Genomic DNA, 25,012 nt, shown 5'->3' on the forward strand with positions numbered 1-25,012 from the left:
CCGCCCTACAGGGCAACGCCCCAACCATTGCCCCATAATAAAAATGTGTCCGCAAAGCGGACACACCAAATCTGAACTCTCAACTCTAAACTCTTAACTCTGCGCACAAGCGCAAAAACCCCTGCTCCCCGATCACTCGGGGAGCAGGGGTTTTGCGTTATTTATTCGTCGTCAGCAAAGTTGCCCAGCGCCTTTGCCTGCTCAATGACCTTGCTTTCCAGCATCTGGGGCAGGGTCTCGTAGCGGGTGAAGGTGAAGGTGAACCAGCCGCGTCCCTGTGTCAGCTGGCGCAGGAAGGTCGTGAAGTCCTGCATTTCGGCCATGGGGACTTCGGCCTCGACCACCTGCATACCGTCGTCGTCGGGGTTCATACCCAACACACGGCCGCGGCGCTTGGTGACCTCGCCCATGATGTCGCCGGTGTTGTCCGCGGGGACATGCGCCTGCAGGGAACCGATGGGCTCCAGCAGAACAGGGCCGGCTTCGGGGATGGCGGCCTTATACGCCAGCTTGGCGGCCATAACGAACGCCATTTCGCTGGAGTCCACGGGGTGGTAGCTGCCGTCCAGCAGGGTGGCCTTCAGGCCGACCATCGGGTAGCCCGCCAGCACGCCGTGCTCGGCCGCCTGCCGCACGCCCTTTTCTACGGCGGGGAAGAAGTTCTTCGGCACGCTGCCGCCGAAAACATTCTCGGCAAATTCCACGCCCTCGCCGGGTACCGGCTCGAACTGAATCCACACGTCACCGAACTGGCCGTGGCCGCCGGTCTGCTTTTTGTGGCGGCCCTGCGCCTTGCAGCTCTTGCGGATGGATTCGCGGTAGGGTACGCGCGGTGCCTCCAGCGTGATCTCCACGCCGAACTTATTCTTCAGCTTGGCCAGCGCCACTTCCAGGTGCTGGGTGCCCAGGCCGCCGATGACCTGCTGCTTGGTTTCGGGGTCGACCTCAAAGGTGATGGCGGGGTCCTCCTCCATCAGGCGGGTCAGCGCGCCGGAGACCTTGCCCTCGTCGCCCTTCTTGGCGACCTTGACAGCCATGCGGTAGCCGGCGATCGGGTAGACGGCGGCGGGCAGGCTGACCACGCGGGCGGGGTCGCACAGGGTGTCGCCGGTTTTGGCGGTGGTCAGCTTGGCCACGGTGCCGATGTCACCTGTCAGGATAGCAGCGGTGTCGGTCTGCTTTTTGCCGCAGACGGTCAGCGTCTTGCCCAGGCGTTCGGGCTGGCCGGTACGGCTGTTGATGGCGTTGCCGGTGGCGGTCAGTTTGCCGGACAGCACCTTGATAAAGCTCAGCTTGCCCACAAACGGGTCGGCCACCGTCTTAAAGACGTAGGCGCACAGCGGGGCATCGGGGTCGGCGGTGATCTCCACGGGGTTGCCGTCCTTATCCTCAGCCACAGCGGCGGCGGTGTCGGCGCCGGGCAGCAGAACGTTCATGTTGTACAACAGCATATCCAGCGCCTGCGCGTTGACGGCACTGCCGCAGAACACGGGGGTGATCTGGCCGCTGCGCACGCCGGCGGCCATGCCCTGCACGATTTCCTCGGTCGTGAAGGCCTCGCCCTCGAAGAATTTTTCCATCAGGGCTTCGTCGGTCTCTGCGATAGCCTCGCTCATGGCCTGGATCAGACCCTCGAAGCGGTGGCCGATGTCGGGCAGCTCGATCTGCACCTGCTTGCCGCCCTCATACTTGAAGGCCTTCTGGCTGAACAGGTTGATGTACGCCACGGTGCCGTCGTCCAGGCGGACAGGCACGACACAGGGGCAGACGCTGGGGCCGAATTTGATTTTCATCTGCTCCAGAATTTTGAAGTAGTCGGCGTTTTCCAGGTCGGTCTTGGTGACAAAGATCATCCGCGCCTTGTTGTTTTTCAGCGCCAGGTGGTAGGCCTTTTCGGCACCGACGGTGACGCCGGAACGGCCGGAAACACAGATCAGAACGCTCTCTGCGGCGGTGATGCCCTCAACCGCGCCGGTCTCAAAGTCGAACAGACCGGGGGCGTCGATCAGGTTGTACTTGACCCCCTGATACTCCACGGGGATGACGCTGGCGTTCAGCGATGCCTTGCGGCGGATCTCTTCGGGGTCAAAGTCGCTGGCGGTGGTGCCGTCCTCAACACGGCCCATGCGCTCGGTTGCGCCGCTCATATTCAGCAGTGCTTCGGTCAGCGTCGTTTTGCCGCAGCCGGCGTGACCGGCCACCAAAATGTTGCGGATGTCTTTGCTTGCGTAGTCCATTGCGTGTCAAACCTCTTTTCGCGCCGGGCGGGGTTGCCGCGGCGTAGTAATTTAATGGGTGGGGGCTCGCTGTTCGTTTTTTGAACACTTCCCACCTGTTTGATACTACTTTACCACACTTTGAGGAAATATTAAACAGTTTTTTTGTATTTTCTGAAAAAATTTTATACAAAGATTGTCAGCGCGGTTTTATACAGTATGATGTAGGGCGGGGTGGTAAATTTTGGCTGTTGCAATATACCGCGATAGTGCGCTATTTTCGGCAGGTTTGTAGGGGACGCATAGTTGCGTCCCGTGCCGTTTGCCCGTTATATCGCATTATCGGTGTGGCTGCAACGGGCGGCATATATGCCGCCCCTACGAACTGACCCGTGATTTTCGCGTTGTCGTCAGATCGCGGGCGGGGCATGCCCCGCCCCTACCGCGCGATGATTTTTGTTGCCCCGTAGGGCGGGGTGACCCACCCCGCCGCTAAAGCCCGCCCACAAAAAAAGCGCCCCCTGCGGGGCGCTTCGGTCAATGATTTTCGCGGGCAAAGGGGGTGGACGAGACAGCTTCGGGGTCGTACATCGTGTAGCTCAGCAGGAAACGCTCGTGGTTGGGCAGGCGGTAGAACTCCGTCTTGATGCGCTCCAACGGGCCGACACCGGCCTCCATCGTGCTGCCGTTCAGCATCAGCACATACTGCGTGTCAAAGCGGCGGGCGGCCACATCGCTGCGGCGCAGGGCGGTGTGCACCACCTCGCCCAGCTGCTTCATCATATCCTCGGTACGCTTGGCGCTGGTGCCCCGCACGGGGGTCAGGCGAAGCAGCGCCAGAAACAGCGGCTCACCCAAGCGGGCCTGCATACCGCGGGCCACACGGTAGGCCGTGCAAAACTCCTCAAAGCTGCACATGACCGCGCCGTTGTCGATATCGGAGGGCAGGTCCTGCATCAGGGTGCGCAGGTCCTCCTCCATGGCGATATCCGCCTGACGAAGCTGCCGATACGCCGAGTCCGCGCGCTCCGGCTCGACCTTGCGGTGCAGGCAGCCCATGGCTGTGCCGCGCTCGGACACAAGGCGCGCCTCGTCCTCACGGCCGAGGTTTTGCAGCGCCAGAATCCATTCCAGATACAGGCGTTCCTCGTAGGGGTCCAGCAGCAGGGCACGGTCGCACAGGGCGGCAATGCGCTCGTTCTCGCCCCATTTTTTGCAAAGCTCCAACAGGTTCAGCAGGGCGGTGCGGTACTGCGCATGCAGCTGCACGCTGACGGTCTGCACCCACGGCTCGGTGGCGTTGCGGGGCAAAAGCCGCCCCGTATACAGTGTCAGCACCTGCTCGTACAATTTGCTGCGCACAAATTCGTCCTGCTCGGTCTGGGCCTGCTGCATCAGGTCGCCCACGGTAAAGGCGTCCACGCGGCAAAGACATTCGGGTTTCCACTGGTAGTAGCCGCGGCCGGTCTCGATGCAGTTGCGCAGGGGCAGAAGCTGCTCGTCCTCCACCATGTTGCGCACACGGTGCAAAATGGCGCGCAGTGCCATGTCGGGGTTGGAGGCATGCTGCCCGCCCCAGATGGCATCGATCAGCATTTTGTGGCTGACGCGCTCGTCGCGGTGCAAAATCAGGTATTCCATCACGGCGGTCGCCTTGCGGGAGGTCTGCAGCTGTTTCAGTGCCGGCTCGCCGTTCAGGCGGATCTCAAACCCGCCCAGCAGTTTGACTTCAATCAGGTTTTGGGTATCCATACATCTGTCCCCCTTATTCGGTTGCATCCTTCAGCAGGGGGCCTGCGGAATACACAGGCTTGCCCGGCAACGGGATAATGGCCTTTTGGGTGCAAAGCACCGTTTGGTCTTTTTCCGATACAATGGTTATGACCACCGTCAGCGAGGTCAGTCGTGTGACTGTTTGGTCTTCGTTTTGTTCCCAGCCGCGGGCGTAAAAGGCGATGTTGCCTATCTTCATGTTCATATACGCGCCCTTGGCGTAGATATCTGTATAGGCGTAGGCAAAGCCATTTTTTGCCTCGGTCACGGTCTGGCTGTCCCGAAAATAGCGCATGTGCAGGTAGCCCTGCTTTTTGGCGGCGTCCGCCTCGCTTAAGACAGTCTTGGTTTCGGTGTCGCTGACTTTTTGCGTCAGCTCCCGCACGGCCCCCGCGTCCAGCATGACCACATGGTTCGGGAACACGCTGTACTCCAGCGCGGTGCCCTGCGCGGGGCGCGCGTTATCGGGCTTGACAAGGGTTTCGTACACCATGTTGCTGTCGGTTTCGCTTGCCTCGGCAAAGCGCATTTCGCCCACGGCGCTTTCCAGCTCCAGACGCAGGTTTTCGACCAGGGCGTCGGCCAGGGTCTGGGCGCGGCTTTGCTGCTGCACCGTGATATACGCGCGGGCGCAGGGCGCAAGCAGGCTGATGGCCGCCAGCGACAAAATCGTCAGCAGCGTTATGCTGACCATCAGCTCCACCAATGTGGTGCCCTTGCTGTTTTGTAGCGGTCGCATAGCGGTTTGCACTCCCCCTTTTTATTTGGTGTAACGGTGAAAATCAAAATCTGCGGCACCGTCCGCTGCCGTATTGGTTTGCAGTTTCACGCCCTGCACGGTAAATCCGCTTCCCGTTGCCTTTGCGGTAAAGGTCAGGTTCGCGGTTTCGGTGTTCTGTGTCCAGTTCACGGTTTGATTATCGACAGGGTACAGCTGGCTGACGCGGACATAGGCCTGCTCGCGCAGGGTCTCGGCCTTGACGGTCATGGCGCGGGCAAACCGCAGCGAGGCCGCAAACACCGCCATAAAAGTCAGCAGCAGCAGAAACGCCGCCATGACCTCGACGATGGTTTCGCCGCGTTGGTTCAGACGTTTGTGTATCATGGGGTGCCTCCTTGTGCTGCGCGCACACCGCGCACATAGCTGACTGCGGTGGGTGCCGCCGAGGTGTCGAAGTGTACGGTCAGGGTGTGATTCTTTCCATCGCTAAAGTCAACCCATTCATCCACTCTATCTTTTTTGAACTTTGTCGTTTCCTTTACCCAGTCGTACCGCGCCGTTTGGCTGTCGATGGTAAAATATACCCCGCTATAGTGGGCGCTGCGGTCGTAGGTTACGGTGTAGGCGTAGGCGGCACCGCTTTTTTCTGCCGTGACGGTTATATCCAGCTGCAGATCCTCGATTTTATAGTCCGCCGCGTGCAGGGTAGTCAACTGGTTTTTCAGATCCTCCATGTTGTTGTTGTACGGCACGTCCATGGCCAGATCCTCGGCCTTTTCGCCCGGTCGGCGCTGCAGGGTGACGGTCAACGTATCGGCACCGTCCTGCAGTTGGTTGGCGTTGTTCGTTGTAAGGACCGTCTTGCCCGATTCCTGCGTGTAGATGTTGATGCCGTATGCCTCGGAAAACATATAGGTCCCGTTGATAAACTTTGCAAAATCGCTGTCTTTGTCTTGCAGTTCCTTTTCCAGCACTTCCGAAAAGCTGACCGCCAGCTGGTAGGCTTCCTGTTCGCGCAGCTGGCTGTTGGCGTTGGCGGTCAGCACCGAGGCTGCATACCCCAGTGCCGCCGCCAGGGCCAGCAGCAGCGCGCCCAGGCAGAGCACAATAAGTATCGCTATACCGTCCTGTTTTTGCAGGATACGGCGCAGCTTGTTCTGCATAGGGCATTTTCCTTTCCGGCGGATCAAGTTCCGGCCTCATCACGGGTAAGTACTTTAGGATCGGAATCCTGCACGGGGGCAAAGCCGTTCACGCCTTGTGCGGTGACCTGCACCGTTTTGGTAAACTGCTGCAATGCGGAGTCATTGCCGTAGACAAGCTCGGCCAGATCGGGCAGAACCAGGCGGTAGATGCGGTTCTCTGCGTCGTATTGCAGCAGGGGCACAGCGTCCATCTGATAGTACCGCAGGCTGTTGTCGGCCATCAGCAGCTGGCCCGTCAGCGTGACGGGGTGGGGTTCCAACGTGACGCTGCCGTCGGCGTTGGTTTTTTTGGTAACGCTTACGTCCCAGCTGCCGTTTTCAGACGGTATCTCAAAGTATGTGGCGCCGCTGTCCACGGATTTTTCCACCTTGGTCACAGCCCCGCGGGCGGTTTCCACAACAGGGTTGCCGTCTGCGTCCGTTACGGTGTTGCCGGTTCCGTCCGTTTCGTACTTGTCGGCTGCCTGTACGGTAACGCGCAGGGTATAGGGTGTTCCGCCGTCCTTGGGGGTAACGGAAACGGTATAGGTGTTGGCCAGCAGGGTGTTGGTCTTGCCGTCGGCGGTGGTATACAGGTTGTCGGCATGCCATTCGACGGCAATGCGCTTGACGCTCATCTCGGACTCGGCAGAGGTTGTAAAGTCCGTCGTGTCCGAAATACGAGCCGTGCCCGTAAAGGCATAGCTTACACGGGTGGCGTCCGGCGTGTCCAGCTTGATGCAGGGCACCCGCACCGCATTTGCTGTGTAGTATGTCCAAAGCGAGCTTGCGTTGGTTTCGCCGTCGGCCATGGTGCGCACGGCGGGCAGCAGGTACCAATCGCCGTACTGCGGCTGCATGGCAAACAGATCCGGCGTAAGGGTAAAGCTGACCGTGCTGCCCGTACCGTCTGCATCGGCGGTTGTTTCGGCGGGCAGACCTGTGGTGCGCACGGATTCCTGTGTCACAAGGCAGACGGCCGTGTCTTTGTCGTTCAGCGCGTTTTGCAATGCCGTTTGCAGCTCGGTCAGGGCGGCCGCCTTGGCGGTGGGGTCGGTCTCGTTTTGCCATGCGTCGGCTTTTGCTTTTACCGCCGTGTAGTCCGTCTCATTTTGGAACAGGTAGCCCGTCACATAGTGGGAGGGTGCCGTGTCCCCTACCGTAAACCGTATCTCCATGCCGGAGAGGAAGGTCTGCTGTGTCGGTTGGGCATCGGCAAATCGTACGGCAGTGGCGGCGGGGCTTGCCACGCGGGTTGCCACGATAAATTCGCTGCTGAACGCACTGTACGGGCTTTGCAGCACCGTGCCGCCCGTCGCCGCCATGGCGACCACGCGCAGGCGCAGCGTTTTGCCCAGGTATTTTTCCAGGTCGGCGGTCAGCTGGGCGTTGGTGTCCTGCGTTTCCAGCGTCTCCCCGAAATTCCAGGTTGCGCCGTCCTTGTATTCAAGGGTCAGCGCGTAATGGTGCAGGGCACTGTCCGCGATGCCTGCCCAGGTAATTTGATAGCGCAAAGCCTCGGCATCGTCGCGGTCGGTCAGCAGGATGCTGTCCGGTGCGCCGGGCTGGGTCAGGCGGGTGCGGATGTCCGTGTAGGTTGCGGACGCCGTGGCACCCACAGCCCCTGCGTCGGCGGGTATACCCGTGACGTACAGGCGCACGGTAGTATAGTGCCAGTCGCTCGCGCCGTTTTTGAGCTTATCCACCTTGACCGTCAGCTTTTGGCCGGTCGTGCCGTCCGCGGTCAGGTCAACCGCATCGGCGGGCAGTTCAATTTGCTGCTCTGCGCCGGTGGCTGTCACGCCGTACAGCTTGTAGGTATAGCCGGACGCACCGGCCACGTTGTTCCAGGTAAAGGTATACAGCAGGTTGTTGTCGTCCAGCGTATCGTTGGCCGCGCCCAAAACGGGGGCGGGCAGAACTTTGAGGTTCAGGCGCTGTTCTTTGCAGCAAACGTAGGATGTTTTCATGGAATGGAAGGCGTACTGCGTGTAAACCACCTGGCCGTTGCCGTCCACCTCCCGCACATACTCAATGGGGTCGGAATTGCTGTCCCCCACTGTGCGGAATCTCCAGCGGCAGATAGAATCGCCCTTGCCGCTGTTGACAGGGGCTGCCACAATGCGCCAATCGTAATATTCGGTCAAGGCATAGTCGGGCAGGTCTGTAAAGGTGACATGGGTAGCCGAGCCGGACAAAACCGTTTCGACCGCCTGCAAGGTGACATATTTGCCGTTCAAGTTTTGTCCGCTTACCGACGTAGCGCTGCTGTCCTTGCATCTACCTTGCAGCATAATGCGATACTTGGGGTTATACTTTTGGCCTGTAATGCTCAGGTCTGCGTCGATTGCAAGGTTCTGCGTGCTTGTGCCTGTAACGGCAAAGTTGTCTATGGACAGCTTGCCCAGGTCTGTATAATTTTGTTTGGGAATGTAGCTTTCCTCATTGTATCGGGCAGACTGCATCCAGTCTTCCGACGTATTTTTTGTTTTTACCGAGGCGCGGAAGGTAAGCGTCTTGCCCCCAGAGTTTGAATACTGTTGTATCCAGCCCTTGCCTCTTGATGGATCTATATAGGTGAAGTAATTTTTATCTTTGGTGATCGTTTGCGTAATACCGCCGCTTACGGACACCTCGATTTCCCAATCCTCCTTCACAGCGTTGTAGTCGTCCAGATTTTCCAGATAAAAACCAAACCAATCTGTTTTCGTGTACAGTTTTATCTGCGGCGTGGGCAGGGTCTTGGCAAAGGTAAACTCGTCTACGCTTTCGGTGACTTTGCCTTGTGTGGTGTTGCAGGGCTGCACTTCCACCTTATACTTTTGGCCCTGGTATTCTTCCAGACCGTCAAAGGTGTAGCGGTTGGTGTACACGGCTGCGGCGGGCAGGTCGTCCACGGGCAGGTATTTCTTCGTCGTCTCGTCCCACACCTTGACCGTTACCTTATAGTAGCTTGCGCCGGGTACAGCTTTCCAGGTCACAACATAGCGGCCGTAAACCGTCGTTGCACCGGTGGTTTCATCACTGCGGCTTACCTGAATGTCGGTAACGTCCTTATCCGCAATGCTGTTGTCCTTATCCATTTGGGTATAGAAAGCCCGCACATCGGCATCTGTGATATCCTTCAGCGTGGGGTTTGCATTGTCGTCTTTATTGGTAAAGGTAAACAGCAGCTTGCCCTGTGCCTTGCCCGTGTTCTCATTTTTGATAAGGTTGGTCTTCGTATCAATGTAGCTGCTTTGGGGGGTAATATCTTTCAGGTAGGTGGTCCGGTCATTGATTTTTTCGGGAGCTGTGGCCGGAACCTGCGCGGCAAAGAACTTTTGGGTTGTCTTGTTTACACCGGCAAATACGCGGTAGCCGTAAATTTCGCCATTTTGATCCGTGTTTGCGGGGTCATTTCCGTTCGCGTATACCCAGCCGGAACCATTTTTATCCTCATTCAGATTTTCAAGGCCATTCAGCCGCGTACTTCCGGCCGTTGTTGCATTAAAGCTGGACGTGTCCATATAGAAGTTTGGCGTAAGGCTCGTATCTGTTTCGTAGGTTTTTATCTTTTCATCTTTCAGATTGTAGGCAATGGCGTATTGGGAGCTGTCGTAGCCGTACAGCACAAAGCAGCCCGTGATTGTGGTGGGCGCGGTTGTTGCGCCGCCTTCGCCGCGGTTGCCCGCAATGCCGATTTTGTTGCCGGAACCTGTTATCCCGCCAACCGGACTCCGGTCGGTTTCCATTGTTGTACAGTAATTGCGGCAGCGGTCAATGTTTACATGGGCGTTTTGGATTGTTCCATATTCCCACGGGCCTATCCAGGCAATCATACCGGCAATCTGCGAGTTGGCCGCCATGGAAATATCACCGACCACACATTCCGAGATATTGACGATCAGGTAGTCGTCGGCCTTTTTCATGTTGATGCTGCCCAGAATACCGCCGACGTCGTTGGCCGTCTTTTGGTTCTCCCACCAGATATCGCCCTGGCTTTGGCAGCGGACAATGTTGGTGGTGCCGCCCGCCACGGGCTTGTCAAACTTGGCCACAATGCCGCCCGCCGTGCCGGAGCTGGAACCTGCGTTGGCGTTGGCATACAATGTGCCGAAGTTAAAGCACTTTTCCAGCGTACCGCCGTTATCCAGCCACAGGCAGATAACGCCCGCCATACGGTTGGAACGGCTGTTGTACACGGTGCCGTAGTTGACCACGTTGGTCAGGCTCCAGCGGTCGCCCGTGCGGTTTTGCTGTACGCCGATCACACCGCCGACAGAGGTTTCCTGCGTGGGGCCAAGGCGCTGCCGATTGCCCTTATTGTCGTCGTCGTTTGTATTGTCAAAGCGGTAAAAACGGCGCACGGCGGCGCAGTTCAGCAGGTTCGACATATTCCGGTCAGACTCGTTCTGGCCGATCATGCCGCCCACGGCGGCATTGTCCACATCGCCGTTGTCGCAATAGACAAACCATTTGCCCGTGGCGGTTTTGCTCAGGCTGCCGGTATCGGTGTTAAAGCCCGTGATGCCGCCCAGGTAGCCCGCCGACCGTTTGCTCGCCGTGGTTTCGCCGCGCAGGGCAACCAGCAGCTGGTTTTTGTCAAGACCCGTGTCAGCGTATACGTCCGTATAGCTGCCGTCCTTGACGGTATCCACACCGCGCAGGGCGTTGAAGCTGCTGCCGGCAGATTTCGGCGTATCGTGGGTGTATTTGAGCTGCGCGATCATGGTGTCGATGGTGGTGTCGCCGCCGTCGATCCAAGTTTTGATCTGCGTAACCGCCGTGGCCGTGCCGTGGCCGCCGCAGCCCTCGATCGTGCCCGCGTTGGAGCCGGCCACGCCGCCCACAAAACCGAACTTGGCAATGACCGCGCTGCCGTTGGCGGCTGTGCTGCCGTCGGTGCCGATGAAGCTGGTTTTGATCATGCCCGTTTCGGTGTTGCGGCCCACAAGGCCGCCCACATGGCTGGAGCTGTTCAGCTTGGTTTCGACGTCCTGGCTGGCCTCGACGTTGCTTTCGCCCAGAACGTTCAGGGTGATGGACTGGACATAGCAGCCCTCCACCTTGCCGTTGTTGACGCCGGCCATGCCGCCGAAGGCATCGCCCACCTTGGCCGCGCCTGTGGTGGCGGGGGCGTCTGCCTGGACAGCCTCGCCCAGCTGCCCCGCCGTAAAGACGCACTTTTCCAGGGTGCCGTTGTTTACGCCCGCAACGCCGCCCAAGGTGCGATATTTTTCGAGATTTCGGGTCACGTTCAGCGCGACCTGTACATTATTTATAATAGCGTCCTTATCGTTCTGACCTGCCGCGCCGCCCAAGGTGATATCCGCCGCGGTCAGGCTAAGGGTCAGCGCGTCGCCCGCCATCGCGCAGCGGTCGGCGGTGTTGTCCCCGCCGATGGTGCCCAGGTTCACGCCCGCAACACCGCCCACCACAGAGGCGCCGCCCTGCAGCGTAATGTTGGATTTGAGCGCAATGCCCTTGATGACGCCGCCCTTGCTGTTGACGGCTGCCACGGCGCCCAGGTTGGCCGTGCCGCCCTTGACGGTGCAACCCTGCACCGTGCCGCCGGAGATCGTTTGGTTGTTGACAGCCGCGACGCCGCCCGCCTGGCCGTTTTCGCAGGTGACCCTGGCGCTTGCGGCGGCATTTTGAATGGTGCCGTTGTTTTCACCCGCGACGCCGCCCGCAAAGTCCGCTGCGGCGTAGACGGTGCCCTGATAGCTGCCGCCCGTTACCGTGCCTTCGTTTTGGCCTGCCGCGCCGCCCGCATATCGACCCGATGCGCGCACGGACAGGGTGCCGTCGGTATTGGCGTCGGTAATTTCGGCATTTTGGGCGTTATGACCCGCCAGGCCGCCCGCGTAGTTGGCCGCCTGTACACTGCCGCTGACGGCAGCGGTTTGCAGCGTGCCGATGTTTTTGCCCGCAAGGCCGCCCGCATAGTCGCCTGTGGCGGTGACTGTGGCGTTCAAGGTGGTGTCCGCACCAACCGTGCCGTAGTTTGCGCCCACGGCACCGCCGACCTCGGTCATGCCGCGCACGGCGGCGCTGCCGTTCAGCCCGCTGACCGTACCCGTGTTGATGCCCGCCACACCGCCGACATATTGTCCGCCGTTGACGGCTGCATTTTGGGGCAGGCTGTTTTGGATGGCGCCCGCGTTGACGCCCGCAATGCCGCCGATGCCTTTATATTGGCCCTGCACGGTGCCCAGATTGCTGTGCAGCGCGCTGTTTTGTATCGTGCCTAAGTTAAAACCGGCAATACCGCCCACCAGGCTTGTGTGGAAAACACCCGCGTAGTTACGGCAGTTTTGCAGTGTGGTGCTTGTGCCCGCATAGCCGATGATGCCGCCCGCCATGTTGCCGTTTACCGTGACACTGCCTTTAGTATAGGTAGCCTGCAGGCTGCCGCCGCTGCGCAAAATGCCCTTGTCCACGCTGTTGGTCGCGCCGTTTTGGGCATTATCCACCGTAAGCTTGGTGTCGTTATCATTGTAGCCAACCACGCCGCCCACATAGGCATCGGCGGTGACGTTGACGGTGTTGTTGCTGCCGCTCAGCGTCACAGCGGCGGTTCCCTTTTCTGCGCCCGTGCCCGGCGTTACCGTTGCGATATCGTTCTCCACCGTGACCGTGGGCAGCAGGGACAGTGCGCGGGCACAGACGTTTTGCTCATCGGGCTTGGCCGCAATGACGCGGTTATAGCCGATGATGCCCCCCGCCAGCGCCTTGGCTTGCAGGCTGTTGCCGCCGCCGTCGGTGCAAAGACCCGACACCGTCATCGCGGCGGCGGGCAGATTGGCACCCACAACGCCGCCCACGCAGTATTGGCCGGAGATCAGCTCCGCCTTGACGGTCACGGCAGGCAGGCTTGCGGCGCAGTTCATGCCCGCCAGGCCGCCTGCGGCATCGCCCGCCGCGACAATGCGGCCGCCCACGGTAAGGGCTACGCCGTTTTGCAGCGCAAGCTCGGCGTCGTTGTCGTTAAAGCCGACCACGCCGCCCACAAGGCTGCCGCCGTCCAGCAGTACGCTGACTGTGGTAGACTTTGTCCATGTGATTGTGCCCATGTTATAGCCCGCAACGCCGCCCACCAGGTTGGCATAGTGGCCGTTGGCCATGGCGGACAGCAAAGCCACGCGGCTTGCGTTGGTGGCCGTGTTGGTGGAAACCGCCGCCGTGCAGTCGGTCAGTGTACCGGCGTTCAGGCCGACAATGCCGCCCACATAGGCCGCGCCATCGCCAAAGGCGGCGGTCATGCCGGTGTTGGTCATGTTGCTGATTTGGCTGCCTTGGCTGTTGACCGATGCCACGCCGCCCACATAGCGGTGGCCGAACACATGGCTGTTGTTGGTGCTGCTGTCGCTCCACACGGTCTCGCGCGAAAGCCCGCCCACCAGGCCGCCCACAAAGGTGTTGCCCAGCACATAGCCGCTGCGGGTTTGGCAGCCGGTAATTGTTACATGGCCGCCAAAGCCCACCAGACCGCCGACAAAGTCGCCCTGCAGGGGGGAGTTTGCGTTCAGGCTGCGGTCCGGGTTATAGCCTTGCAGGATCAGCGCCCTGATGTCGGATTCGCTCAGGCCGCTGCGCGCGCCGGAGGAGCTGCCTTGCAGCGTGGCGTTTTGCATCATGCCGGCCACGCCCCCGAAGAACTGCCCCAGCACAAGGCTTTGGCCCTTGGTATAGCCCTGATAGCCCGCCAGCGCATTGACGCTGCCGGTATTGTTGAGGTTGTTCAGGGTGGTGACATCGGCGCTTTGGCCGCAGATGTTGCCCGCAATGCCGCCCGTGCAGACGTTGCCGTACACATCGGCCGCATTGTTCAGGGTGCTTACCGTGCAGTTTTGCTGCAAAGAAAGTACACCGAACACACCGCCCACGCCGATGGCGCGGTCGATGCCTGTTTTGCCTGCCGTGGGCAGCACCTGCATATGGCGGGTGTGCTCGGCCTGTTCGGGGTCGGTGTCTGCGGCAGCCTTGGTGCCGTTGTCCACCCACAGACCCGCCACGGTGACGCTGCTGTCTGCCGTAAGATTTTTCAGCTTTTTGCCTGCGGCGGGGACGGCACTGCCGATCAGCCCGCCGACACCGAGGGGTTCTTTTTCGATGTTGCCGTCCGCGTCTTTTTCGCGGGTGTAGGTGGTGGTAGTATCGTCAAAGGCCAGCGATGCCGCCACGCGCGCGGTCGCCGTGCGGTTTTTGCTGCGCTTGACGGTGCAGTTTTCCACAGTGCCCGTGGACACACCGCACAAAGCGCCCACCGCGCGGACATTGTCGCGGTAGTCGGAGTCGCGGTCGTTTTTGTCCAGCAGGGCAAGGTTCAGCCCGCCCGCCGCGACGGTGTTTGCATTGGCCGTGCGTTCGGCTGTCACGTTGACCAGCACATCGGGGTCGGCCAGCGTCAGGTTTTGGATGGTGCCGCTGTTTTCACCCACCAGGCCGATGTAGCGGCAGCCCTTCTCGGCCACCGACGCCCCGCGCAGCTGCAGGCCTGTGATGGTGTGGCGGTTGCCGTCCAGCGTGACGTTCTCTTTCAGTTCCAACAGGCTGGGCCACGCCACGGGGCTGTCGGCCGAAGGGGTCTTGGCGGCGGCCTTGGGGCCGTCCACGCAGTACACCACCGGCGCACCGCTGAGCCAGTCAAGGTCCTTGGTCAGCTCGGCGGTCAATACCGTCTCGCCCTTGTACCAGCGCAGGTTGTACAGATGGCGGAAATATTGCAGCGTTGCCGTATTGCCGTTGAGCTTGCCGAAGTGGGAGTTCTCGGTGTTGCTCTGCTCGGTCTCGCTGTCAGAGTACGGGGTCACGCTGTCGGCGCGGGGGGAGGCCGTCACCTTGGCGCAGATGTCCGTGGCGTTCGGGATAAAGCGGGTGATGCTGAACAGCTCGCTCTTGGCGACCTCCTTGTTGTTCGTGGTAGCCTGCAGGATGGCGGCGTCGTTCATGGCGTCCAGCGTCAGGATAAAGTTGCTGTTGGAGTAGCTGATTGGGAAGGCATAGTCGACGGTTTCTTTTTCTGTGCCGTCCGCGTTATAAAACGTCACCGGCAGGGTGGCCTGGGTGCCCGTGGGCTTGGTGACAACCACCGAGAACAGCTTTTTGTCGGTGTCTTTCTCGCAAATTTCAACGGTGTAGCGTGTATCAGTCTCGTAGCTTTTGGAGTTGCCGCCCCAGCTCAGGGTCAGCGTTTCGCTGTTGGTCAGGTGCAGGTTGCGCACGCGCAGCTTGGTCTGCTGCAAATTGACCACATTGACCGTATCCTCGGCGCAGTAGTAGCCCACCAGCGTTTTGCTGCGGCGGTGGGTGTAGCTGCGGTCGTCCAGCGTGGTGCAGGCGGTGTTGCCCGCGTTGTCGGCAAAGCGCAGTGCCTCGGCTCTGGAATCATAAAAGGCAGAGAACACCTGCCCCGTGCTGCCGTCGATCTCAATGCAGAAGGAGGCATCGGTAAAGGATTCGTCGCTGACGTAGTCTTTTATGTAGTTCAGCAGGGTCGCCTCGGCGCTGCCCTCGGCAGGTGTGGTGCCCTTGTCAAAATAAAGCGCGTAGATGCGTGTGTTCAGGGCGGCGGTCTGTTCGGCGGTCATATCCCCGTTCAAGGCTTGCGTGATATGCCCGTTGCGCCCCGTTGCGCCGACCTGCTCGGCAAACCGTTCTTTTTCCCCCGCCATTTCCAGCTGTGTCACGGCCAGCTGGGCGGTCTGGAACATGGCGCGGGCGTTGGATTCATTTTTCTGGAACCGTGCCAGGCGGACATAAGCAATCAGGCCGCCCCCCACAAGGGCAGCCAGAACAGCCGATACAGCCAGCACCACCATAAGCTCCACCAGCGTAAAGCCGCGGCGGTTCCGTGTGTTCTTGTAACAGTATTTCAAAACGCGTTCTCCCCGGATTCTCCAGTTTTCGGCAATTTTCGTTATATACAGCGTTATTATAATATAAGTACCGATAGAGTTCAAGTGCGGTTGTGTTCAATTTGTGAACTTTCTGTGAATTTTTGCAGGATTCGCCATTTTTTGTTATTTTTTTACCGCTATCCCTTGAAAAACCCTGTCGGTGTGAGTATACTTTGTATTGTGTTATTATATAGAAACGAAAAAAGGGGGAATCTTGAGCCATGCTGCGCGAACAACTCGGTGCCGCCGTGCGCGGTACCAAACGCAGGGCGACCCATATTTCCCTTGCCGATTGGCTGATCGCCGTCCTGCTGACCCTGATGCTTCTGGGCTGCCTTGTCAGCGGCACCAAGGAGCTGCGTTTGCAGGCCCAATGCCGCGAGGCTTTGGCCCAGGTAAAATCCGCCCGCCTGGCGGCGCGCATTGTGTCGGCCCGCTGCTATGCGGCGGGGCAGCCCTTTGCCGATTTCACCGCCGGGGACGGCCTTTGCGACGGCCTGCAGGAGGAGATCTGCGAATTGGGCAGCCTGCAGGGCACCGTTCGGCTGACCCGCACCGACGCGAACGGCTACGACATCGGCCGCCTTGTCTACCAAAAGGGCGACGTGCTGGCCATCTACGACGCCGAGGACGGCTTTACCGTTTACCGCGCCGCACAGCGGCTGTACTACCCCCTGCAGGAGGACGCCCATGCTGCTGTTTCTTGAAGCCCTGCTGTGGGGCATACGCTTTATGCTGGGCGCGGCGCTGTTCAGCTTTATGAACGTCGTGGCGTGGCGGCTGCCGCAGGGCAAGAACCCGCTGTCCGGGCGCAGCTTTTGCCCCGCCTGCGGCGCGGAGCTGCAGGCGCAGGACCTTGTGCCGGTGTTCAGCTGGCTGGCTTTGCGCGGGCGCTGCCGCCGATGCGGTGCCAAAATTGCCGTGCGCTACCTGCTGGCCGAGCTTTTGGGCGGCGCGCTGGCCGTGGGCTGTACGCTGCGTTTCGGTGCGGGGCTTACCCTGCGCGAGGGGCTTTTCGGCATGAGCTGGCTGGCCTTGACGGCGCTGCTTGCCTGCGGGCTGCTGTTTGCGCTGGCGCTGATCGACGCCAAAACGCAGCTTTTGCCCGACTCCTTAAACCTTTTGCTGGCTCTGTGCGGGCTGGCGGGGCTGCTGCTGCGCCCCGCCATGTGGGCATCGTCGCTTACGGGCGCGCTGTGCGTCAGTGTGCCGATGCTGCTGCTCTGCCTGGTGATACCCGGTGCCTTCGGCGGCGGGGATATCAAGCTGATGGCTGCCGCCGGGCTGCTGCTGGGCTGGCGCCACACGCTGCTGGCCGCCTTTTTGGCGGTGCTGGGCGGCGGGGGCTACGGCGCGTATCTGCTGGCCAAAAAGCTGGCGGACCGCAAGGACCACTTTGCCTTCGGCCCGTTTTTGTGCACGGGCATTGTCATAGCGCTGCTGGTGGGCGACCCCATTTTGCAGTGGTATTTCCGATTTTTTTTGACAGACCTGTTACCTGACCTGTAAAGAGGTGTTTCGATGCCACGTTACCGCTATACCGCCACCAACGCCGCCGGGCGTACCGTGCGCGGCACAGCCGAGGCCCCCACGATGGAGGCCCTGTACATTCAGCTGCGTGATACCAAGGACGAATATATGACCGCCGCCAAGGAGGACACCGCCGGGGCGGTTGCCTTCCGCGCGATGAAAACCGCCCAGCTGGCGGATTTTTGCCGCAACCTGGGCACCCTGCTGGCCGCCGGTGTGCCGCTGGTGCGGGCGTTCCGCATCATGGCGGACGAACGCGGCCTGGATATCCGCAGCAAGGCCCTGTACGAGGCCGTGCTGAACGACCTCAGGCGCGGTGTGCCGCTGTCCGACGCGATGAGCCACTGCGCCCCCGCCTTCCCCGAGCTGCTGCTGGCCATGACCCGCAGTGCCGAGACGACCGGCAGCATTGACGAGAGCTTTTTACGCATGGGCAGCTACTACGACCGCGAGCACCGCATGAACCAGCAGGTGGGCAACAGCATGATGTACCCGCTGATCCTGGCCGTGCTGACCGTGGGCGTGCTGGTGGTGCTGATGACCTTTGTGGTGCCGCAGTTCAAGGATATGTTCGACCAGATGGAGTCGCTTCCCTTTTTGACCGAGCTGCTGTTTTCCGTCAGCGACCTTGTCGCCACCCACTGGCTGAGCCTGGCACTGGGCATTTTTGTGCTGGTGATGGGGCTGCGCCTGCTGATGGCGCTGCCCGCCGTGCGCCTGCAGTGGGACCGGCTGATCCTGCATGCGCCCGTTGTGGGCAAGCTGAACCGCAAGATCTGCACCGCCCGCTTTGCGCGCACACTGTCCAACCTGTATTCCGGCGGTGTGCCCATTGTGGCCACCTTGATCTCCGCCCGCGACGCCGTGGACAACACCTGGATCGCAAGCCAGTTTGACACCGTTCTGCGCAACGTCCGCGCCGGCCACAGCCTTTCGGACACGCTGGGCGCCGTGGACGGCTTTGAAAAAAAGATGTCCGCCTCCATCGCCGTGGGTGAGGAGACCGGCAAGCTGGACAGCCTGCTGGCCACCATCAGCGAGACGCTGGACTATGAGGCCGAAAGCGCCACCAAGCGCCTTGTCACGCTGCTGGAGCCGCTGATGATCGTCATCATGGCGGTCATCGTGGGCTGTGTGGTGGTGGCCGTTATCATGCCCATCTACCTGTCCTACGGCACCATCGGCGGGTCCGCCAACGCGATTTGATAGAACTGATTTCGGAGGGTATTATGCCGACACTGACTTCTTTGTACCTATGCAACCGTACAGTGTATGCGGCCGTGGGCAGCCCCACTGCCAACGGGGCCAAGATCACGGCGGTCTGCCGCGACGAGCTGCCCGAAGGGTGCCTGATCAACGGCGTTATCACCAACGAAAGCGACCTGGCCGCCGCCCTGCGGGACTTTTTTGCCAAGAACCGCCTGCCCGCCAAGCGGGTGGCGCTGTGCGTCGGCGGCAGCCAGTTTCAGCACAAGCTGCTGACCCTGCCCACCATGAGCGAGAAAAAGCTCTGCGCCGTTCTGGCGCGGGAGCTTTCCACCGCCGGTGTCGAGGCCGACGCCCCGCTGGACGACTACCTGCTGCTGCACCGCGACGCCAAAGCCAAGACCGACACGATGCTGGCCTGCCGGGTCGAGAGTGCCCTGGTGGAAAGCTACGCCGCCCTGGCCAAGGACGCCGGGCTTACCCTGAGCAGCCTGGACTACACCCTTTCCGGCCAGCTGAAGCTGACCGCCGCCACCCCCGCGCTGGCCGGGTCTACCTTTGTGGTGCTGCATTTTGACGGCGACACCCTGCTGGCCACCCTGTACGAGCAGGGCGAGTTCACCTACGCCTCCCGCAGCCGCCTGTTCTATGCGCGCGGCACGGCGGAATCCGGCAGCGAGATCACCCAGAAGCTGTCCGGTCTGGTACAGTTCCACATTGCCAACAAGGGCGCAGAGCCGATCGCCACCGCCTACTTCGGCGGCTGCACACAGGACGACCTGGACGTCTGCCGCCCCGGCTGCCTGAGCCTGGGCCTCGCAGCCGAGGTTTTCCCCGACTCACCCAACCTGCGCCTGCCCGATGGGGTGCATCTGGCCGACACCATGTTTGCCGCAGGAAATCTGATCGCACGTTAAAGGGATGATACGATGAAACGCAAACAGATCAACTTTTACCGGCGCTGGCAGCAGACCGCCAAGGCGCAGCGCACCGCCGGGCAGAAAAAGACACTGCTTACGCTGATGCCCGCCGTGGCATTGGTGGCTGTCAGCATGACGGCGTGGGGGGGCATTACCGTGCGCACCTCCCTGCTGCGCAGCCGCTGCGATGATATTACCGACTGGTGCATGGAAAACGGCGCCGCCTACACGGCCGCCCTGACCGACGCCGGCCTGGCCGACATCTATAACGGCCTGACCGCCTACGCGCAGGATCTGGACGCCGTGCTGGCCGGCTACCCCGATGTGACCAACGCCCTGCTGACCCGCATCGAAAACGCCGGCAACAGCAGCATCACCATCAATTTCAACGCCTACAATGCCTCCGACGGCACCCTGCTGTTTGATGCCAAATCCAGCGAGGTCATCGACATCCCCACCTACATACGCTCGCTGCAAAACTGCGGCGTGTTTTCCACCGTTACCTACACGGGCTATTCCTACCAGAACGGCCTGTACACCATCAACCTGCGCTGCGTGCTGGCAGCGCCCGACTAAGGGGGGCCGCATATGGAATTTGCCGTAAGCGCCAAGGATAAAAAACTGCTGTACGTTGTTTTTGTCTTTTCCTTTGCCATATTGTACCTGCGTTTTCTCTTTATGCCGGGCATGTCCGCGCTGGAAAGTGCCAAGGCGGACCTGGCCGATGCCGAGAACGCCCGCGCCGAAATGCAGCAGACCCTGCTGCTGGCGCCCGGTTACGCCGCCAATAAAGAGGCTGCCCTGTCCGGCCTGCAGCAGGCCAGCACCGCGTACTATCCCCTGCTTTCCTCCGGCGAGCTGGACACGCTGGTCACGGGGCTGGAGCTTTCGCATGATCTGGAACCGCTGACCCTCTCCATCGGCACCCCCGCCGTGCAGGCTCTGCCCGGCTACACGGCCGGCAGCCTGGCCGGGCACAGTGCCGCCTTCAACCCCGTCAGCACCGTGCTGCCCGTTGACAACCTGCTGCTGTCCGGCTTTGCCGCCGACACCGCCGCCGTCACTGAGGCCGCCGCCGGGTACTTCCGCACCGTATCGGTGCAGCTGACCTGCAGCGGCAGCGGCGCGGACTTCCTCTCCCTGCTGGACGATCTGGCCGCCGACTATCCGACCATACACATCGACAGCTTTTCCATCTCCGGCCGCCCCTACGCCAATGCGGACGGCGAGGCCGTGGAAAGCTCCTCCTTCAGCGTTTCGCTGAGCATCTTTCTGTGTGACAAGGGGGGTATACAGCCGTGAAGCCTTTACGTTTAGGTGATATCCTGCAGGAGCTTGGCTACATCAATGCCGAGCAGATCACCGCCGCTCTCGCCTACCAGAAGGAGCACCGCGAGCTGCGCCTGGGTCAGGCCCTGCAAAAGCTGGGCTTTGTCAACGAGCGGCAGGTGCTGGAAGCGCTGGGCCGCCGCCTGAACCTGCAGATCGTTGACTTTTCACAGCTGACAGTGGACGTTTCCGCTGCGGAAAAAGTCCCCCGCGAGGTTGCGCAAAAGTACGACATGCTGCCCATTGCGCAAAGCGGCCGCACGCTGACCGTGGCGGCCAACGACCCGCTGAACTATTACGCCATTGAGGATATCCGCCAGCTGACCGGCATGGAGCCGGAGATCGTGCTGGCCGAGTTGGAGCCGCTGCGCCGCGCCATCCGCTATTATTACGCCGAGGTCAGCGCCCGCAAGGCTGCCAGCCGCGCCAACTCCAGCGACATGGCCGCCGCCCGCACCGAGGATCTGGCCATCGACATCAGCGCCACCGGCGGCGACACCGAGGCGCCCATCATCCGCCTGCTGAACAGCCTTGTGCAGCGCGCCGTGACCACCGCCGCGTCGGATATCCACATCGAGCCGTTTGAAAAAGAGACCAAGGTGCGTATGCGCATCGACGGCGTCATCATCGACTACGTCACCCTGCAGCCCGCGCTGCACCAGCCGCTGATCGCCCGCATCAAGATCATGTCCAACCTCGACATTGCCGAGCACCGCGTCCCGCAGGACGGGCATTTCCGTGCGCGGCTGGACACCGGCGTGGATATCAACGTCCGTGTGTCGATTTTGCCCACCGTCTTTGGCGAAAAGGCCGTGCTGCGTATTCTGTCCGGCAGCACCCGCATTGAGCATGCCGACCATTTCGGCATGGACGAGGATACCTACAACCGCTTTGTGCCCCTGCTGAACCGCCCCAACGGCATCGTCTACCTGACCGGCCCCACCGGCAGCGGCAAGACCACGACGCTGTACATGGTGCTGCAGACGATGGCCGACCGCCAGGTGAATATCTCCACCGTAGAGGACCCCGTGGAACGCAACCTGCCCCGCATCAACCAGACCCAGGTCAACCCGACGGCGGGTCTTACCTTTGAGGCGGGTCTGCGCGCGCTGCTGCGCCAGGACCCCGACATCATCATGGTGGGCGAGACCCGCGACGCCGAGACGGCGTCCATCTCGGTGCGCGCCGCCATCACCGGCCACATGGTTTTCTCGACCCTGCACACCAACGATGCGCTTTCCAGCGTAGTCCGCCTGGAGGACATGGGCGTGGAGCGGTATATGATCGCCAACTCGGTAGCCGGGCTTGTGGCGCAGCGCCTGATGCGCCGTGTCTGCCCGCAGTGCGCCAAGACCGTGCCCGTCACCGAGATGGAGCGCGACCTGCTGGACGCCGACATCACCACCGTGCGCCGCGGCGTCGGCTGCCCCAACTGCAACGGCACCGGCTACAAGGGCCGCATTGCCATCCATGAGCTGGTCGTCATCAACAAGGAGATGCGCCGCCTGATCGCCGCCGGGGCCACGCAGGAGGAGCTGACCGCCACCGCCCGCCGCACACAGGGTATGCGCAGCCTGCGCGAGAGTGCCATGGAGCTGGTGCGCCAAGGCGAAACCACCCCCGAAGAACTGCTGAAAATCACCTACTACGAGGATTGACGCCTATGCAGATTCATGAGTTGACGGCGCTGGCCCGCCAAATGGGCGCCAGCGATATCCATATTTCCCAGGGGCTGCCGATGCAGTTCCGCATCCACGGCGTTTTGCAGCCCGCACCCATCCAGCCCAATGACGACGACACCCGCACGCTGATTTTGAGCATGATGGACGAAAGCCACCGCGAGGCGCTGCAGGATGAACGTCTGGACGCCGATTTTGCCATAACCGCGCCCGACGGCACCCGCTGCCGCGCCAACGTCTTTATGCAGCAGAACCGCCTGGCTGCCACCCTGCGCCTGCTCAACGACCAAATCCCCACGCTGGCGCAGCTGGGTCTGCCGCCCGTGCTGCAAAAGCTGGCGGACGAACCGCGCGGCCTGATTTTGGTCACAGGCCCCACCGGCAGCGGCAAATCCACAACGCTGGCCGCCATGATCGAGCACATCAACGAGAGCCGCGCCGAGCATATCCTGACGATCGAGGACCCCATCGAGTACGTCTACCAGGGCAAAAAGTCGCTGGTGCACCAGCGCGAGGTGGGCACCGACGTCAAGAGCTTTTCGGCCGCGCTGCGCAGTGCCCTGCGCGAGGACCCCGACGTGATTTTGGTCGGTGAGATGCGCGATTTTGAGACGATCTCCGCCGCGATCACCGCCGCCGAGACCGGCCACCTGGTCATGAGCACGCTGCACACCATCGGCGCGGCGCAGACCATCGACCGCATCATCGACGTCTGCCCTGCCGGCGCGCAGAACCAGATCCGCGGCCAGCTGGCATCGGTTTTGCGGGGCGTTATCACCCAGCAGCTTTTGCCGCTGGCCACAGGGCAGGGACGCTGCGCCGCCACCGAAATTCTGGTGGGCACCGACGCGGTGTCCAACCTGATCCGCGAGGATAAGTGTTTCCAGATCCCGACGCTGCTGCAGTCGGGTGCGGCCTTGGGCATGCACAGCCTGAACGCCGACCTGGCCCGCCTTGCGGCCGAGGGGCGCATCACCCGCGATGCCGCCCTGCGCTGCGCCACCGACAAGCGCGATTTGGAGCAGTATTTTTAACAAAACATCGCCCCGCCTGCAAAACAGGCGGGGCTTTTTGTCAGATAATAAATAATAAATAATAGATAATAAATCAGGTGTGCCCGCCGTGCGGGCACATCTCAGTTTGTAGAAAAAGCCCGTTTCCGGAAGATTTGTAGGGATGGGTCTTGACCCATCCGCACATCTGGCCGCGCGCAGCGCATTCAATCGCGCCGAACGGCGCGCGGTTTTCACATTGTGTCGTGCTTTTTGCAAGGCAGCACGGAACGGTCAAGACCGTTCCCTACAAACCATTCGATAGGTTGCAAATGCTGCATAAAGTCAAAGAATGCTTTTCGACAGTCTGGTGTGCCCGCCGTGCGGGCACACCAGACTTGTTCTTTCTTATTTTTCTGCTTTTTGTTTCCCTACCGCCAGGGCGTTCAGCAGCACTTCGGGCACAGGCGCGCCGAGGGCGGCGGCATTTTCGGCCACAGAGCCAAGCTCGGTAAAAATATACCACACCAGCACCACCGGCAGCAGCAGTGTGTCAAACCGCAGCCCCAAACCGGGCAGGTTGACCACCGCCATGCCCAGCACGGCATCGGTCAGTGCCGTGGCCAGCACCACCAAGATCATGCCGAACTTGTGCCAGATGCCCGCCCGTGCCGCCGCGCTGGACCAGCACCCGCCCTTGCAGGCGGCCGCCGTGCCGGACAGCCAATCCAGCGCCATACACAGGACCCACGCCGCCGTCAGCCAGCCCAGCCAGCCGAACGCCGCCGTAAACGCGCCGCACACGGCGGCCACAGCCGCCTTGACCAGCAAAAACACATTATTGTTCTGATTTTGCATACAAACTCCTTTCACCCTGCCGTGACGTGCAGGGTCTTTTCTTCGCACAGCGCGCGCAGGACGGCCTTGTCGGCGCCTGTGGCGGCGGCGATGACAAACGGGCCGTCGGTGTCCCAGACGCTTGTCTGCGCGGCGCCGTACTCGCCCACGGCGTTGGGTACGCCCGCGTAGGCCGTGGGGTCAAGCCCTGTGCCCGCGGCGGCGGCGCGCACCTCCAGATGGCAGTGCTTGTAGCCGCCCGCCGCGTTGCCGGTGTTGCCCATAATCCCTAGGGCATCGCCGCTTTGCACACGCTGCCCCGCCCGCACCAACAGGCGCTCGCAGTGACAAAAGTACAGGTAATTCACGGCGTCGGGCGTTTGGCCCGCATCCAGCTTTATGCAGACGTACCAGCCCCATTCCCACGTTGCATCGCGTTTGTTCTGCACACAGCGGGCGCGCACCACCGTGCCGTGTATCGTTTTGCCGCCGTAAAACGGCATACGGATGGTCGCATCGTCCAGGCCCACCACGTCCAGCCCGCCGTGCCAGCGCTTGCCCCCGCCGCGGGTGTAGCCGTAGCGGCCGTAGGGGTAGCGCACAGCCGTGCGGCCTGCAAAAATTCCTTGCTGCATCTTATTCCCCCTTGCGCAGTGTGTAGGTAATTTTCATCGTCTTGTCGGCGGTTTTTTCCACAGGAGAGTCCAGATCGTTGATGGTCGCCAGATAGTTGGGGCGCAT

Annotated in this window: 16 protein-coding genes; 8 read left to right on the forward strand and 8 right to left on the reverse strand. The window is 61.1% G+C overall.

The window, feature by feature from the left end:
* Positions 1–161: 161 nt before the first annotated feature.
* From Q0I19_RS10645 to Q0I19_RS10670, 6 genes are all read right to left on the reverse strand, one after another.
* Positions 162–2,237 (reverse strand): elongation factor G, encoded by a 2,076-nt coding sequence (locus tag Q0I19_RS10645; RefSeq protein ID WP_294761477.1) that lies wholly within the window; start codon positions 2,235–2,237, stop codon positions 162–164.
* A gap of 516 nt (positions 2,238–2,753) precedes the next feature.
* Positions 2,754–3,968, reverse strand: coding sequence for a BTAD domain-containing putative transcriptional regulator (locus Q0I19_RS10650; protein ID WP_294761480.1), 1,215 nt, complete (start codon positions 3,966–3,968; stop codon positions 2,754–2,756).
* 13 nt (positions 3,969–3,981) lie between these two features.
* On the reverse strand, positions 3,982–4,728 hold the full coding sequence (locus tag Q0I19_RS10655; protein WP_294761482.1) for a prepilin-type N-terminal cleavage/methylation domain-containing protein: 747 nt from the start codon (positions 4,726–4,728) through the stop codon (positions 3,982–3,984).
* Between the two features lie 21 nt (positions 4,729–4,749).
* Positions 4,750–5,094: a hypothetical protein gene (locus Q0I19_RS10660; protein ID WP_294761484.1), complete on the reverse strand. Its 345-nt coding sequence runs from the start codon at positions 5,092–5,094 to the stop codon at positions 4,750–4,752.
* Positions 5,091–5,873 carry a hypothetical protein gene (locus tag Q0I19_RS10665; RefSeq protein WP_294761487.1) on the reverse strand — a complete coding sequence of 261 codons (783 nt, stop codon included), beginning with the start codon at positions 5,871–5,873 and terminating at the stop codon, positions 5,091–5,093. Before Q0I19_RS10665 ends, Q0I19_RS10660 begins: the two co-directional genes overlap by 4 nt.
* Positions 5,874–5,896: 23 nt before the next feature.
* Positions 5,897–15,757, reverse strand: a complete 9,861-nt coding sequence (locus tag Q0I19_RS10670; RefSeq protein ID WP_294761491.1) for a prepilin-type N-terminal cleavage/methylation domain-containing protein — start codon at positions 15,755–15,757, stop codon at positions 5,897–5,899.
* A 242-nt stretch (positions 15,758–15,999) separates the two neighbouring features.
* On the opposite strand from Q0I19_RS10670, the gene Q0I19_RS10675 reads away from it, so the two are divergent.
* From Q0I19_RS10675 to Q0I19_RS10710, 8 genes are read left to right on the forward strand one after another with little or no spacing between them, the layout of a single operon-like run.
* Positions 16,000–16,485: a hypothetical protein gene (locus tag Q0I19_RS10675; protein ID WP_294761493.1), complete on the forward strand. Its 486-nt coding sequence runs from the start codon at positions 16,000–16,002 to the stop codon at positions 16,483–16,485.
* Positions 16,469–17,287, forward strand: coding sequence for an A24 family peptidase (locus Q0I19_RS10680; RefSeq protein ID WP_294761496.1), 819 nt, complete (start codon positions 16,469–16,471; stop codon positions 17,285–17,287). The genes Q0I19_RS10675 and Q0I19_RS10680 overlap by 17 nt, the downstream gene beginning before the upstream one ends.
* A gap of 12 nt (positions 17,288–17,299) precedes the next feature.
* The gene (locus Q0I19_RS10685; protein ID WP_294761497.1) at positions 17,300–18,514 is read left to right on the forward strand and encodes a type II secretion system F family protein; all 1,215 of its coding nucleotides are present in this window, start codon (positions 17,300–17,302) and stop codon (positions 18,512–18,514) included.
* Positions 18,515–18,537: 23 nt separating this feature from the next.
* Positions 18,538–19,431: a hypothetical protein gene (locus tag Q0I19_RS10690; RefSeq protein ID WP_294761499.1), complete on the forward strand. Its 894-nt coding sequence runs from the start codon at positions 18,538–18,540 to the stop codon at positions 19,429–19,431.
* Between the two features lie 12 nt (positions 19,432–19,443).
* Positions 19,444–20,010 (forward strand): hypothetical protein, encoded by a 567-nt coding sequence (locus Q0I19_RS10695; RefSeq protein WP_294761500.1) that lies wholly within the window; start codon positions 19,444–19,446, stop codon positions 20,008–20,010.
* A gap of 12 nt (positions 20,011–20,022) precedes the next feature.
* Positions 20,023–20,736, forward strand: coding sequence for a GspMb/PilO family protein (locus Q0I19_RS10700; protein WP_294761503.1), 714 nt, complete (start codon positions 20,023–20,025; stop codon positions 20,734–20,736).
* Positions 20,733–22,421 carry an ATPase, T2SS/T4P/T4SS family gene (locus Q0I19_RS10705; protein ID WP_294761504.1) on the forward strand — a complete coding sequence of 563 codons (1,689 nt, stop codon included), beginning with the start codon at positions 20,733–20,735 and terminating at the stop codon, positions 22,419–22,421. Before Q0I19_RS10700 ends, Q0I19_RS10705 begins: the two co-directional genes overlap by 4 nt.
* 5 nt (positions 22,422–22,426) lie before the next feature.
* Entirely contained in the window at positions 22,427–23,476 is a 1,050-nt protein-coding gene (locus tag Q0I19_RS10710; RefSeq protein WP_294761506.1) for a type IV pilus twitching motility protein PilT, read from the forward strand.
* A gap of 366 nt (positions 23,477–23,842) precedes the next feature.
* On the opposite strand, the gene Q0I19_RS10715 is transcribed toward Q0I19_RS10710, so the two are convergent.
* Entirely contained in the window at positions 23,843–24,292 is a 450-nt protein-coding gene (locus tag Q0I19_RS10715; RefSeq protein WP_294761509.1) for a phage holin family protein, read from the reverse strand.
* A gap of 11 nt (positions 24,293–24,303) precedes the next feature.
* On the reverse strand, positions 24,304–24,906 hold the full coding sequence (locus Q0I19_RS10720; RefSeq protein ID WP_366012818.1) for a M23 family metallopeptidase: 603 nt from the start codon (positions 24,904–24,906) through the stop codon (positions 24,304–24,306).
* Between the last annotated feature and the right edge of the window lie 106 nt (positions 24,907–25,012).

Origin of the sequence: uncultured Gemmiger sp., assembly GCF_934561205.1 — a bacterium.
Lineage (GTDB): Bacteria > Bacillota > Clostridia > Oscillospirales > Ruminococcaceae > Gemmiger.

Bases quoted from the DNA above. Each gene is read 5' to 3' on its own strand.
- Q0I19_RS10695 (WP_294761500.1), top strand. From the start codon at position 19,444: ATGAAACGCAAACAGATCAACTTTTACCGGCGCTGGCAGCAGACCGCC.
- Q0I19_RS10720 (WP_366012818.1), bottom strand. From the start codon at position 24,906: ATGCAGCAAGGAATTTTTGCAGGCCGCACGGCTGTGCGCTACCCCTAC.
- Q0I19_RS10710 (WP_294761506.1), top strand. From the start codon at position 22,427: ATGCAGATTCATGAGTTGACGGCGCTGGCCCGCCAAATGGGCGCCAGC.
- Q0I19_RS10665 (WP_294761487.1), bottom strand. From the start codon at position 5,873: ATGCAGAACAAGCTGCGCCGTATCCTGCAAAAACAGGACGGTATAGCG.
- Q0I19_RS10660 (WP_294761484.1), bottom strand. From the start codon at position 5,094: ATGATACACAAACGTCTGAACCAACGCGGCGAAACCATCGTCGAGGTC.
- Q0I19_RS10675 (WP_294761493.1), top strand. From the start codon at position 16,000: ATGCTGCGCGAACAACTCGGTGCCGCCGTGCGCGGTACCAAACGCAGG.
- Q0I19_RS10685 (WP_294761497.1), top strand. From the start codon at position 17,300: ATGCCACGTTACCGCTATACCGCCACCAACGCCGCCGGGCGTACCGTG.
- Q0I19_RS10655 (WP_294761482.1), bottom strand. From the start codon at position 4,728: ATGCGACCGCTACAAAACAGCAAGGGCACCACATTGGTGGAGCTGATG.
- Q0I19_RS10645 (WP_294761477.1), bottom strand. From the start codon at position 2,237: ATGGACTACGCAAGCAAAGACATCCGCAACATTTTGGTGGCCGGTCAC.
- Q0I19_RS10715 (WP_294761509.1), bottom strand. From the start codon at position 24,292: ATGCAAAATCAGAACAATAATGTGTTTTTGCTGGTCAAGGCGGCTGTG.
- Q0I19_RS10680 (WP_294761496.1), top strand. From the start codon at position 16,469: ATGCTGCTGTTTCTTGAAGCCCTGCTGTGGGGCATACGCTTTATGCTG.
- Q0I19_RS10700 (WP_294761503.1), top strand. From the start codon at position 20,023: ATGGAATTTGCCGTAAGCGCCAAGGATAAAAAACTGCTGTACGTTGTT.
- Q0I19_RS10690 (WP_294761499.1), top strand. From the start codon at position 18,538: ATGCCGACACTGACTTCTTTGTACCTATGCAACCGTACAGTGTATGCG.
- Q0I19_RS10650 (WP_294761480.1), bottom strand. From the start codon at position 3,968: ATGGATACCCAAAACCTGATTGAAGTCAAACTGCTGGGCGGGTTTGAG.